This is a genomic window from Bartonella sp. AU18XJBT (assembly GCF_028618595.1).
Taxonomy (GTDB): Bacteria; Pseudomonadota; Alphaproteobacteria; order Rhizobiales; family Rhizobiaceae; genus Bartonella.
This window is the reverse complement of record NZ_JAQITE010000004.1, coordinates 60,813-74,349: the sequence shown is the minus strand read 5'-3', so window position 1 is coordinate 74,349 and position 13,537 is coordinate 60,813. Positions and strand designations below refer to the sequence as shown.

The 13,537-nt window shown below is 41.2% G+C and carries 11 protein-coding genes; all 11 read right to left on the bottom strand.

The features are described from left to right. Nucleotides 1-7: 7 nt before the first annotated feature. A complete protein-coding gene (gene ftsA / locus PVV60_RS02505; protein ID WP_273722898.1) occupies nucleotides 8-1,309 on the bottom strand; it encodes a cell division protein FtsA in 1,302 nt (433 codons plus the stop codon). Next, on the bottom strand, nucleotides 1,306-2,217 hold the full coding sequence (locus tag PVV60_RS02500; protein WP_273722896.1) for a cell division protein FtsQ/DivIB: 912 nt from the start codon (nucleotides 2,215-2,217) through the stop codon (nucleotides 1,306-1,308). Before PVV60_RS02500 ends, ftsA begins: the two co-directional genes overlap by 4 nt. After that, nucleotides 2,205-3,125: a D-alanine--D-alanine ligase gene (locus PVV60_RS02495; RefSeq protein WP_273722894.1), complete on the bottom strand. Its 921-nt coding sequence runs from the start codon at nucleotides 3,123-3,125 to the stop codon at nucleotides 2,205-2,207. The genes PVV60_RS02500 and PVV60_RS02495 overlap by 13 nt, the downstream gene beginning before the upstream one ends. Before the next feature lie 239 nt (nucleotides 3,126-3,364). After that, nucleotides 3,365-4,342 carry a UDP-N-acetylmuramate dehydrogenase gene (gene murB, locus PVV60_RS02490; RefSeq protein WP_273722892.1) on the bottom strand — a complete coding sequence of 326 codons (978 nt, stop codon included), beginning with the start codon at nucleotides 4,340-4,342 and terminating at the stop codon, nucleotides 3,365-3,367. Further along, nucleotides 4,320-5,747 (bottom strand): UDP-N-acetylmuramate--L-alanine ligase, encoded by a 1,428-nt coding sequence (gene murC, locus PVV60_RS02485; protein WP_273722891.1) that lies wholly within the window; start codon nucleotides 5,745-5,747, stop codon nucleotides 4,320-4,322. Before murC ends, murB begins: the two co-directional genes overlap by 23 nt. Further along, nucleotides 5,731-6,867 (bottom strand): UDP-N-acetylglucosamine--N-acetylmuramyl-(pentapeptide) pyrophosphoryl-undecaprenol N-acetylglucosamine transferase, encoded by a 1,137-nt coding sequence (locus tag PVV60_RS02480; RefSeq protein WP_273722889.1) that lies wholly within the window; start codon nucleotides 6,865-6,867, stop codon nucleotides 5,731-5,733. The genes murC and PVV60_RS02480 overlap by 17 nt, the downstream gene beginning before the upstream one ends. Beyond that, nucleotides 6,860-8,014 (bottom strand): FtsW/RodA/SpoVE family cell cycle protein, encoded by a 1,155-nt coding sequence (locus PVV60_RS02475; RefSeq protein ID WP_273722887.1) that lies wholly within the window; start codon nucleotides 8,012-8,014, stop codon nucleotides 6,860-6,862. Before PVV60_RS02475 ends, PVV60_RS02480 begins: the two co-directional genes overlap by 8 nt. Before the next feature lie 143 nt (nucleotides 8,015-8,157). Further along, nucleotides 8,158-9,552, bottom strand: a complete 1,395-nt coding sequence (gene murD / locus PVV60_RS02470) for a UDP-N-acetylmuramoyl-L-alanine--D-glutamate ligase (RefSeq protein ID WP_273722885.1) — start codon at nucleotides 9,550-9,552, stop codon at nucleotides 8,158-8,160. A 4-nt stretch (nucleotides 9,553-9,556) separates the two neighbouring features. Beyond that, nucleotides 9,557-10,627 carry a phospho-N-acetylmuramoyl-pentapeptide-transferase gene (gene mraY / locus PVV60_RS02465; protein WP_273722883.1) on the bottom strand — a complete coding sequence of 357 codons (1,071 nt, stop codon included), beginning with the start codon at nucleotides 10,625-10,627 and terminating at the stop codon, nucleotides 9,557-9,559. Between the two features lie 21 nt (nucleotides 10,628-10,648). After that, nucleotides 10,649-12,070 carry a UDP-N-acetylmuramoyl-tripeptide--D-alanyl-D-alanine ligase gene (gene murF, locus PVV60_RS02460; protein ID WP_273722882.1) on the bottom strand — a complete coding sequence of 474 codons (1,422 nt, stop codon included), beginning with the start codon at nucleotides 12,068-12,070 and terminating at the stop codon, nucleotides 10,649-10,651. Beyond that, nucleotides 12,067-13,518, bottom strand: a complete 1,452-nt coding sequence (locus tag PVV60_RS02455; RefSeq protein WP_273722880.1) for a UDP-N-acetylmuramoyl-L-alanyl-D-glutamate--2,6-diaminopimelate ligase — start codon at nucleotides 13,516-13,518, stop codon at nucleotides 12,067-12,069. The genes murF and PVV60_RS02455 overlap by 4 nt, the downstream gene beginning before the upstream one ends. Nucleotides 13,519-13,537 lie beyond the last annotated feature (19 nt).

Genomic DNA, 13,537 nt, shown 5'->3' with positions numbered 1-13,537 from the left:
GACTTAACTAAAAACTCTCACGCAACCACTGACCAACACGCTGAAAATACCCACGCGTGCCCATCGATAAATGATTTCCTGCCACCTGCATTGTTTTTTCTTCAAAACCCACCAATTGCGGATAAATTAACAACCCAACAGCAGATGTAAACGCCGCCCCTTTTGCAAGAGAAGGAAGCCTCGAAATACCTAAAGGCCGCCCGATACGAACATTTCTTCCTAATATAGTACGTGCCATTTCTGGCAATCCTGTTAACTGGCTTGCTCCCCCAGTCAAAATAACACGTTTACCAATGATGTGACCAAAACCAGAACGATTTAAACAATCACGAACCATTTCTAAAATTTCTTCAACACGCGCACGAATGATACGCCCAAGAACCGCGCGAGGATATTGAGTTTCACGCTGTTCACTCCCAATTTCTGCTACATTAATCATTTGTCGCTCATCAGCACTTGTTAAAAGTGCTGAACCATAAACAACTTTTAAACGTTCCGCCTCTATTAAAGACATAGAAAATCCGCGCGCAACATCAAGAGTGACATGATGCCCCCCAACAGCAAGAGCATCTGCATGAATAAATTTTCCCTCAAAAAACACTGAAAATGTTGTTGTCCCACCACCAAAATCGATACATGCAGCCCCTAAATGCGCCTCATCATTCATCAAGACAGCAAGACCACTTGCAAAGGGAGTAGCAACCATTGCTTCAACACTCAAATGTGCACGATTAATACAAGTTTCTAAATTACGCAAAGAAGCTGTTTCTGCTGTTACCACATGCACGTCGACACCAAATATTTCCCCTGCCATGCCAATAGGATCAGAAATTCCTTTATCTCCATCCAATACATAAGAAACTGGAACTGAGTGCATAACATGACGTTCAGCATCAAAAGCTTTACGCGAAACATCTGAAAAGGCCATACGCATATCACGCTTGGTGACTTCACGACCATTCAAATGGACCTTTCCATTAATCAAAGTACTTTGTAATCGACTTGAGGAAAAATTCACAATCACTGAATCCACCACCAAACCCGCCATTTTTTCTGCCGCATCAACAGCCAATCTTATTGATTGTTCTGCTGCAAACATATCCATGACAACACCGGATTTAATACCGCGTGAACGCTGCACTCCAAAGCCTAGAATCTCCATAGAATGTGTCCGACCATGTAAATAGTGCGCATGCTTCAAAGGACGCAAACAAGCAATAAGACAAACAATCTTACTTGAGCCGACATCAAGAACCGTTAAAAAACGTGTCTTACGCCCCCCCCGATGATGTGATCTAAGCAACATCATGGGTTTCCTGCCTTTCGTGCCTTCAAAGTACGTTCTTCTTCTGCTACAGTAGCATGATAACGCTCCAACGTTTCATCTGATAGAGAAACAGTAATTCGATCAGCAAGACGTAAATCAACACTGAGAATATCGCGCGATAAAAAATCTTGCATTGTACCAGAGGAAACAAGAGAGGAAAGCCTTTCAAGGGCACCATTTTCAGGCAACATAACGCGCATTCCATTATCCAAAACAAGATCCCAACGTCGATCACCTACCCGCACAAAAGCACGAATACGACCATATATTTCTGGATAGACTGACAGCGCTTGAATAAATCCTTTAGCAGCATTTTGCGCACCCTGCCCAACCACAAAAGGCAAATCCCGAGCAATTTCTCCTTTAAAGGGCACAATAACACGACCTGTATTATCAATAATATCCATTATGCTATCATGTTGCCAAATGGCATAGGGTTCACGTTCCACGATGGAAATACGCATTCTATTGGGATAAATTTTCTGAACATTTGCTGATTGAACCCAAGCCTGTTTTTCCAAAAGAGAACGTGCTCTTTCAACATCAAAAGTGAATATAGAAGGCGCAACATCAAGTTTTAAAATTTTTAAAATATCCTGCTTTGCCAAACGCTTATTACCGCTTATATCGACATGAGTGACCACAAAACTACTATCCGATATGATCGTGTTTACGATCACAGCCATCTGACCACTTGATGAAAGTCCATAAAAAGCCGTAACAAAGAAAAACCATACAACAGCAAAAGAGCCGAAATGGCGCGGAATATGAATATTGACAAAAACAAACTCAAACATAAACTGAAGAAAACGACGATAAAGACGTGGCAAAGCCGGCACTGAAAGCACCCCCATCGGAACATTTGTTTTATTAACATTCAACGCATACATGATGCGTCCTCCACCATCCATTGAACAATATCGCCGTAAGTACGGCCGCTCGCTTTTGCAATATCAGGAAGAAGAGACGTCGATGTCATACCGGGTTGCGTATTAATTTCAAGCCAAACCAATTCTCCCGTTTTTTCATCAAAACGAAAATCAGAACGGCTAACACCTCGACACCCTATCGCCTGATGGGCTGCTAAAGACATTCTTTGCACACTTTGGTAAATATTTAGTGAAAGTTGTGCAGGACAAATGTGAAGAGAACCACCCGTTTTATATTTTGAGTCATAATCATAGAATGAAAAGTGTTTATCGGGAAGAATTTCACACACATCCAGCACTTCATTCCCCAAAACAGCACAAGTTAATTCACGACCAGGAATATACTTTTCAATCATCACCTCATCGGCATATCCCCACTCATCTCCCCCAATATTATGCGGCGGTGCAGCTTCATTCCCCTGGACAATGACAACACCAAAACTTGATCCTTCACACACAGGTTTAATTACATAAGGAGGCTCCATAGGATGCGTTTGTCCCAAAGCAAAACGGCTCATGATACAAGAAGGAGCAACACAAACCCCAACATTTGAAACGATAATTTTTGCACGCCCCTTATCCATTGCCAAAGCAGATGCCATCACGCCAGAATGGGTATAAGGAATTTTTAAATATTCAAGAATCCCCTGAATCCGGCCATCTTCACCAAATGGACCATGCAATGCATTGAAGACAATATCGGGCTGCAACTTTTCAAGAACAGAAGCAATATGAGCGTCAACATCCACGCGGCTCACGCGATACCCCTGAACCTCTAAAACATCAGCACAAGCCGCCCCTGAAGATAAACTTACAGACCGTTCAGAAGAAAAACCTCCCATTAACACAGCTATATGTTTATCTTTCATAATAAATCACCCTCTTTTGTATACTATATGTAGTCTATATAGAACACATCAGCACCACATACAGAAAAAAACAAAGTTTATTCTTGCGAATCAATAACCTAGCATTTTTCATAATGAATCAGACTCAAAAGCCTGATGCAAGAGATTCTTTGTTAATTTATTGATTCTTAATAGAAATTTTTTATTATCTCTTTGAAATGACTCAATTTTTTATTTGCACTTTTTTAGTGAATAATAAATCAATCAAATGGATCAAAAGGAGGAACACTTCGACCACGCTCAAATTGACCGATACGCTCTATTTCCCATTGTAAAAGATGGGCTGAATTTGCAAAAACACGCGCACGCACTGTTTCTCCCAATACTTCAAGATCATATCCTGTTGCTTGCCCTGTATTAATCATAAAATTACAGTGCATTTCACTCATTTGAGCACCACCAATTCGTAAACCACGACACCCTGCTTCATCAATCACGCGCCACGCAGATCCATTCTCAGGATTTTTAAAAGTTGATCCCCCTGTCTTTTCACGAATAGGTTGCACTGTTTCTCTGTGGAGGGAAACTTCATCCATAGCAGCACGAATATTATCTTTATTACCGAGTTCACCTTCCAATAAAGCGGCCGTAAAGATAAAATCTTTAGGAATATCACAATGGCGATAGGAATAATGCATATCTTTCAAACTCAAGATATGACGTTGTCCTTTACGATCCAGCGCATAGACCTCGACAACACGCGCTGCAGTTTCAACACCATTCGCACCCGCGTTCATTTTGAGAGCTCCTCCAAGGCCTCCAGGAATACCATGATAAAAATGAAAACCTGCAATCTCAGCTTCTAAAGCGGCAGCAGCTAAATGTTTATCCGCCGTACCAGCACCAACTAAAAAGCCTTTTGGAGAAACTTGCTGCACTTGCCCAAAATTTTTTGGCGAAAGACGAATCACAACACCAGGAACGCCCCCATCACGCACCAGAAGATTAGAACCGATACCGACAATTGTCACAGGAACAAATTCAGGCAAATTTTGAAGAAAGAGAGCCAAATCTTCTTCATCAACAGGCTGATAAAAAAGCTCTGCCAACCCGCCCGTGCGAAACCACGTTACCTTACGCATCTCAACATTAGGTGTAATTTTGCCTCTCACGCCACCCAATAGCGGTTGCAATTGCGCCAATAGCGCCTCACCATCAATGTGCTGAAAATTTATCATGACCATCCAATACCGCTAACTGATGAGGCAACGCACAAGCCCATTGTGTGATATTGCCAGCACCAAGAAAAACAACATAGTCCTCTGCCTGAGCAAATTTTGAGACAAGAGACACGACATCTTCCAGACCATGTATCAAGCGCACATCACGATGACCCGCCATTTTAATATGCTCTACCAATTCTTGAGAACCAAATCCTACAATAGGCTCTTCACCGGCCGCATAAACGGGCGTAATCAACACTGTATCTGCATCATTAAAACAAGCTACAAAATCATCAAATAAATGATACAAACGTGAATACCGATGGGGTTGTGCAATGGCAATAACACGCCCTTTTGCACTCTCACGTGCTGCACGCAAAACAGCCTTTATTTCAACAGGATGATGTCCATAATCATCAAATATTTCAATACCCCGCCAACTTCCTGTTCGCGTAAAACGCCGTTTTACTCCGCCAAATTCTGCTAAGCCCCTTTTTATAGCTTCATTTGAAATGCCAAGTTCATGCGCAATAGCAATCGCCGCCGTTGCATTAGCAACATTATGCTGTCCTGCCATAGGCAAAAGCAAATTGTTTAACTCAATCTTTCTTCCTGTTTTGCGTGAGCGAATAAGAACATCAAAATGCGTTTTTTGACCATCCATCGAAAGATTAAAAAAACGAACATCCGCTTGTGGATTTGCACCATAAGTGATCACCCAACGATCATCAATCCGACCCGCCAATGACTGAACCTCTGGATGATCAAGGCACAAAACAGCAAAACCATAAAAAGGAACATTTTCTACGAATTGCCGAAAAGCCTCACGCACAGCATCAAAACTTCCATAATGATCCAAATGCTCAGCATCAATATTAGTAATAACAGCAATATCAGCAGGCAGCTTTAAAAATGTACCATCACTTTCATCAGCTTCAACAATCATCCAATCGCCATCTCCTGTACGAGAATTCGTACCATAAGCATTAATAATACCACCATTAATCACCACTGGATCAAAATGACCAGCATCAAGAAGGGCTGCAACCATTGATGTGGTCGTTGTTTTACCATGTGTACCACCCACCGCAATTGCACGCCGAAACCGCATCAATTCCGCCAGCATTTCTGCACGTCTAACAAGCGGCAAATGTCTTTCCTTTGCAGCAATATACTCAGGGTTTGTTTTTTTAACGGCAGTAGAAAAAACAACAACCTCTGCATTCCCTAAATTTTCAGCACAATGACCTATATGAACGCTAATTCCTTTTCTCCGCAAACGTTCAACATTTGCACTCTCAACTTGATCTGACCCTTGAACTTTATAGCCAAGATTATAAAAAACCTCCGCAATTCCACTCATACCGATCCCCCCGATTCCGATAAAATGGATAACGCCTATATCAAGTGGCATTTTCATTTAAAAGCTCCTCTTTTATATCTGACAACAATCGCCCTGCAATTAAGGATTCAGCCATATCAGCAAGGCAACGGGTTGCACGAGGTTGCCCAACTTTTTTTGCAGCAAGCGCTTGTTTTTCCAATAAATGGGGCGCACAACAAGCGTGCATTAAAAGAGAAGAAAGCTTTTGTGCATTTAAATCTTTCTCTAATACAATTTGCGCACCACCTACACGAGCAAGTAAAGCTGCATTGGCAGCCTGATCATGATCTAAAGCATGGGGATAGGGAACAAGCAAAGCAGGTCTACCAATCACCGCTATCTCACAAACGGATGAAGCCCCAGCGCGCGACAAAATAAAATGGGCATGTGCCATACGTTCAGCCATATCATCAAAAAAAGGAGCTACCTCTGCTTGTACCCCCATATCACGATAGATTTTGATCAACCCTGCTGCTTCACCTCGGACTTGCTGCACAATTCGTAAACGTTTACGGTTCTTATCATCGAATAAAGCAATAGCTTCTGGAACAATATGTGAAAAAGCAGAAGCCCCTTGGCTACCTCCAAAAATCAAAAAATGAAATGGCTTTTCACCAGTTGAGGGATGATAAGGAATTTTGGCAGCCTTCAACACAGCCTCACGGACAGGATTCCCCGTCAAAAGTATTTTATGAGTATAAGCACCATTTGGCGACAACAAACCACCAGCGATTGCACGCACAAAAATTGCCAACGCCCGATTGGCACGCCCCATAACAGCATTTTGTTCATGAATAAATGTTACACGCCTCGTTAAGGCCGCAATAAAAAGAGGAGGAAAGCTCGGATATCCCCCAAATCCTCCAACAAGAACAGGACGTAATTTATAAAACAGTGCCAACGATTGCCCCATACCCCTTAGCAAAAACCAAAATGTCTTTATCAGAGCAAAAGGATGGCGTCGCACAAATGTCGCCGATGAAACAATATGAGTATGCTCTTCATCAAAGCACCTAACAAAAGGGCGTGCTCTTTCATCTGTTATTAAATGAACATCATATCCACGCTGCCTTAATTCAACAGAAAGGGCTTCAGCAGGAAAAAGATGTCCACCTGTACCACCAGCCACCAAAACAATAACTTTTTTATCATTCATAAGGGGTATCCAAGACAGAAGAGGAAGAAAAAGCTGAAAGACGTGCTTCTGGCCAACGACGTGTTAAACTGAGCAAAATGCCCATTGAAAACGCAATCGCCACCATCGAAGAACCACCATAAGAAATAAAAGGCAATGTCATGCCTTTTGGAGGAATTAAGTGAAGATTAACGGCCATATTAATCGCTGATTGAAAGCCAATCATCATTGCTATGCCAGTAATACCAAGACGTATAAAGGAATCACGTGTATTCATGGCTATATACAATGAACGCATAACGATAAAGCCAAACAACATCATAATGAATAAACAAAGAATAATACCATATTCTTCAGCAGCAACGGAAAATACAAAATCTGTATGGCTATCAGGAATGATACGCTTTACTGTTCCCTCGCCCGGCCCTTGCCCAAACCAACCACCATTTAAAATAGCCTCACGTCCTACATCCACTTGAAAAGTATCTCCTTCACCTGTCAAAAAACCATCAATACGCTCTCGCACATGATGCAGAAAAAGATAAGCTAAAATAATTCCTACAACGCCTAAAATGAGAAAAAGAAAAATAATAGTAAGAGGTACACCAGCAATAAAAAACAGCCCTCCCCATATTGCACTTATTAAAACTGTTTGTCCAATATCAGGCTGCAAAACCAGAAGCACACAACAAATGGCATAAAGTATAATCGCTAAAGAATAACCTAGAATTCCTCTCCTACGTATCTGTTCCGAAAAAAGCCAAGCGGACATAACCACGAAAGCTGGCTTCATAAACTCTGAAGCCTGTACAGAAAAACCAAATAGCTGAATCCACCTCCGTGCTCCCTTTAATTCTGGACCCCAAAATAAGGTTGCAACCATAAGAGCAAGCGTTACAATGAGAAAAAGAGTACATAAACGACGAATATTAGAAAGCGAAAAAAAAGAAATGGTAACCATCGTAAAAAATGCTGAAATGCTAAAAATGATATGCCATCGAACAAAATAAAAACTATCAGCAATTCCGATTTTTTTTGCAATAGTGGGGCTGGCAGCAAAAGAAAGCATAATGCCAATTCCCATTAAAATTAAACAAGCTGCAAAGATAGAGCGATCAATCGTCCACCACCAATTAGCAATTGGATCTCTATCTGCACGCGTCACCATGATATACACCTTATCCATTTTATAAATTGTCTCAAAGTGATATGGTTCCCCAGCCTGTTTAGCAAACACTTTAAAAACTAAATTACACAAAAAAAGATTCTGGAGTCTTAACGCAAAAATATTTTTTTATAACTGATGCTTTTTTATTGTAACTGCATCACAAAAGAGACAAATGCTTCGCCTCGCATTTCATAATTTTTAAATTGGTCATAACTTGCACAAGCAGGTGACAAAAGAACCACCACCTCTTTTGCCTTGCAATGCATTGCATCAAAAGCTGCTTCACGCACCGCTTTTTCCAAAGTTAAGCTCATAGAAAAGGGAAAAGCAGAACCAATGATACGCGCAAATTCTTCCGCTGAGCTTCCAATCAAATAGGCTTTACGAATTTTAGGAAAAAATTCTCTAAGAGGCTCTATTCCTCCCTTTTTTGCCTGTCCCCCAACAATCCAAAAAATATCATTAAAGGCGCAAAGTGCAGGCGCTGTTGCATCTGCATTCGTCGCCTTGCTGTCATTGATAAACAAAACCGCCCCCATTTTGCGCACCTGCTGCATACGATGATCCAGCCCTTTATAATTTGCTAAATGCTTGTTCATAGAGGGATCGGTTATTTTTAAAGCCTGCAACGTTGCTAATGCCATAAGGACATTTTGCGCATTATGACGTCCGCGCAAAGCAGTCATAGACGCCAGATCTGCAAGCATATGACGCTGTCCTTGACAAACAGAAAAGAGCTTGGTCCCATCTGCATAAAAACCATTTTCAACAAAATGATCCTTGGAAATTGCCCCAATCTTCTTCTCCTCATGAAGTAACTGTTGATATAAAACCTGACAAGCTGCATCATCAACTGAAATAAAAGCCTGAGAAGCTTGAGCAATCAGATGCCTTTTGGTTTGCACATAACAGGCAAAATTTCCATGTCGATCAATGTGATCAGGTGTTAAATTCAATAAAAGTCCAATAGTCGGCTGAAGAGAGGGAGTAAGATCAATTTGAAATGATGAACATTCAATCACATAAATACGTTTTTTAACAAATGGCTTAAGCGTCAATATTGCCTTTCCGATATTCCCCCCCATCTGTACATCATAGCCCATTTTTTCCAACAAATGCGCAAGCAAAGACGTTGTGGTTGACTTCCCATTTGTTCCCGTAATCGCAATGAAAGGAACATCTTTGTCACAAAAACCATAATGCTGTAAAAAATGATGGCGCGCACGAACAAATAATTCAATATCACCGATAATTTCTATATTTTTTTTTCGTGCTTTTTCAACAACCCAATGGGGATGAGGATAATTTAAAGGAACTCCAGGAGCTAAAATCAATGCAACAAATTCTGACCAATCTTCATAACGCAGATCTCGCGTTGGAACATTGTGCCGAAAAGCCATTTGCACGCTTGAAGGACTATCATCCCACGCCACCACTTCTGCACCGCCACGCATCAATGCTTGTGCCGTTGCTAACCCAGACTTCCCTAATCCAAATAGAGCAACTTTTTGTCCTTTATAACACGCAACAGAAATCAAAATCTCACCGCAATTTAAGTGTTGAAAGACCAATAAGAGCGAGAACAATTGAAATAATCCAAAAGCGTATCACAACTTGGCTTTCAGTCCAGCCTTTTTTCTCAAAATGATGATGTATCGGTGCCATAAGAAACACGCGTTTTCTTGTTAATTTGAAATAACCAACCTGAATAACGACCGAAAAAGCTTCCACAACAAAAAGCCCACCAATAAGAACCAAAACAATTTCGTGCTTCGTAGCAACCGCAACAGTCCCTAAGAGTCCTCCAAGAGCCAATGAACCAGTATCTCCCATAAAAATAGCTGCAGGTGGTGCATTAAACCATAAAAAACCAAGCCCTGCCCCAACAACAGCTCCTAATAAAACAGCCAATTCACCTGTTCCCGATACATAATGGATTTGGAGGTAATCAGCAAAATTCATATTACCAGAAAGATAAGCAATCAGAGCAAAAGATAAGGCTGCAACCATCACAGGAACAATAGCAAGCCCATCAAGTCCATCCGTTAAATTAACCGCATTACCAGTCGCGACAATGACAAAAGCAGAAAAAGGAATAAAAAACCAGCCTAAATTGATAAGATAATCTTTCAAAAAAGGCAAAGCAAATCCAGATGAGCCAATTTTCAGGATGACAAAAGCAGCAATTGCGGCAACACAAAACTCCAAGCTTAACCGTGCTTTCCCAGAAAATCCTTTGTCTGTTTGTTTTGTGACCTTAAGATAATCGTCATAAAATCCAATTGCCCCAAAAGAAAGCATAACCAATAGCGATACCCAAAAATAAATATTCAATAAATTACACCACAAAAATGCCGATACTACAATGCCAGTTAAAATCATCAATCCACCCATTGTAGGTGTTCCAGCCTTTTTAAAATGTGTTTGAGGACCATCAGCACGAATCGGTTGCCCCTTACCCTGCCGCAATTTAAGAGAAGCAATGATGCTAGGTCCAAATAAAAAGACGATAAGCCCCGAAGTAAGCATAGCCGCTATCGTGCGAAAAGTAATATAACGAAATACATTCACACCTGGAAGCCAATCACTAAACGAAGAAAAAAACAGCATCATGGTACAAAAAACCTCTTAAAACTATGAAGAAACCGCTTTATAGTGATCAAGCAAAGCAGTCACAATATTTGATGAACAAAGGCTATTGGATGATTTAACCATAAGCAGATCCCCAGAAGAAATTTCAGCTAAAAGAAGCGCCAAAATTTTCTCAATATTTTCAGCATAATAAACCCTAACACCAGCAGACAAATCACTGACTAAAGATTTCATCGCCTCACCAAATAGAAAAACCGGATTAGCACCGGAAAGACGTATTGGTTTTATTAAATCACGATGAAGCTTTTCACTATACTCCCCTAACTCTAGCATATCCCCTAAAATAGCAATTCGCCGCCCCTCTTTCCCAACTGGTCCTGTAGCAAGAAGCTCAAGCGCAGCAAGCATAGAAGCAGGATTTGCATTATAGCTTTCATCAATGAGATAAAATTCACCCCCATTTGATAAAGACAGTCGATAACGAACACCTCTCCCCTTTTGAGAAGAAAAATGGCGAAAAGAAAGAAAAACAGGCTCTAACTCAACCCCCATAGCATCACAAGCAGCAATAACCCCTAAACAATTTTGCACAATATGGCGTCCGGGAGCACCAATTTGAACCTCCATATCCCGCCCTCTAATATGTACAATCATAGAAGAACGATCTGTTAGGAGACGTATCTCTCGCGCTTGATAATCAGCATTTTCAGTCTCACCAAAGCTTAGAATTTCCTTTACACCGCATTTCTTTGCTTTTTGAACGAGATAAGAAAAAAAATCACTATCCGCATTTAAAATGGCAATGCCTTTCTCATCTAATCCTTCAAAAATTTCAGCTTTTGCCGTTGCTATTTCTTCAAGATTTTTGAAAAAACCCATATGTCCTGCACAAATATGCGTAATAAGAGCAACATGCGGACAAACCAGTTTGACCAGAGGGCGAATTTCATCTCTATGATTCATGCCAATTTCAAAGATACCATAATTACTCTCCATAGGCATCCGTGCTAAAGTGAGTGGAACCCCCCAGCAATTGTTTAAAGAAGCGAGATTCGCATGAACGTTCCCAGCCGTTGCAAGTACTTGTTTCAAAGCTTCTTTTGTCGTTGTTTTTCCCACCGATCCCGTTATCGCGATAATCTTAGCTCTTGAACGTTTGCGTGCCGCTTGTGCAAGTTTTTCTAGGGCTTGCAAAACATCAGGAACAACAATAAGTGGAGCCGATATCTTTTTCATATCCCTCAAACGGTGTTCTGAAACGATAAGAACGCCTGCACCTCGTTCATAAGCTTGCGCAGCAAAATCATGACCGTCAAGATGATGCCCCTTAATGCAGAAAAAAATATCACCTTCCACAAGAGTACGGCTATCAATGGAAACCCCAGAAAAAGTTTCTGGCATGCTTCCCATTACAACACCATTAATTGCAGCAACAAGTGCTTGCTTACCCCATAAAGCTGTCATTTCTTTCGGTCCTCTAGAGCTTCTATCGCTTTCAGACGATCTGAAAAAGGATAAGTTGTCTGCCCTATAATTTGGCCATCCTCATGACCTTTTCCAGCAATGATGAGTGTATCACCAGCTTTCAAAAGCTCCACCGCGTAAGAAATAGCCTCACCACGATCTGCTATCTCTATTGCTGTTGGCACTGCCTGTAAAATATCCTTGCGTATTTTTTCTGGCACTTCTGTGCGGGGATTATCATCCGTTACAATAACAATATCCGCTTTATCCGCCGCAATTTTTCCCATCAAAGGTCTTTTTCCTTGATCACGATCACCTCCACAACCAAAAACAACGATCAAACGCCCTTGCGTAAAGGGACGAACAGAAAGCAAAACCTGCTCCAAAGCTTCTGGTTTATGGGCATAATCAATATAAACAGGCGCATTATTTTCTGTCTTTCCAACCAATTCCAACCGCCCAGGTGCCCCCTGCAAAGTTTCAACCGCAGAAAAAACCTTACGAGGTGCAACACCCGTTGCAATTGCTAACCCCGCTGCCATAAGCGCATTGGCTACCTGAAAATCTCCAGCTAAAGGCAAATTAAATGTATAAATATTATTTTCCACACGACACTCAATACACTGTTTTGAGCGTTGATGTTCGACACGATTAATCGTGATAAATTGCCCCTTACGACCAATTGTCAAGACACGGCGGTGCGCTTGTGTAACAATATCAATAACCTTTTGTGAATAGACATCATCAGCAAAAATCAACGCAGGAGCAGATACAGGCAAAAGTGTATCAAACAACCTCATTTTAGCCTGCAAATAATCCTCTACCCCCGTATGATAATCCATGTGATCTCGCCCTAAATTGGTAAAGGCACCAGCCGTTAAACGGACTCCATCAAGTCGCCCTTGATCAAGCCCATGCGAAGAAGCTTCAAGAGCTGCATGAGTCACACCTTCATGAGAAATTTCACAAAGAAGACGATGCAAGACGACCGCATCAGGTGTTGTGAGAGAACCATAAATATTCCGTTTAGGAGAAACAACACCAACCGTTCCTATACTCGCAGCACAAAATCCAACATGGGTCCAAATTTGCCGAATAAAAGAGACAACAGATGTTTTACCACTTGTACCAGTAACAGCAACGACCGTGTCAGGCTGAGAACCGTAAAAACGTGCAGCTGCCAACGCTAAACTATGACGAACATTAGAAACACGTAAAATGGGAACAGATAAATCCTCAAGAACAGCATGACAATCTGTAACAATTGCTCGTGCGCCACGCTTTATCGCATCATCTATATAGTTTCTTCCATCACTTTTTTTTCCTTGAACAGCGACAAAAACATAGCCTGGTAAGACTTGTCGAGAATCTGCACTGATTCCTGTTATTTCCATTGAAGAAAGATTCTGATCTTCAAGACATTCTGTAAAAACTGTTCCAAACAACATAACGATGCACCTTTGTATT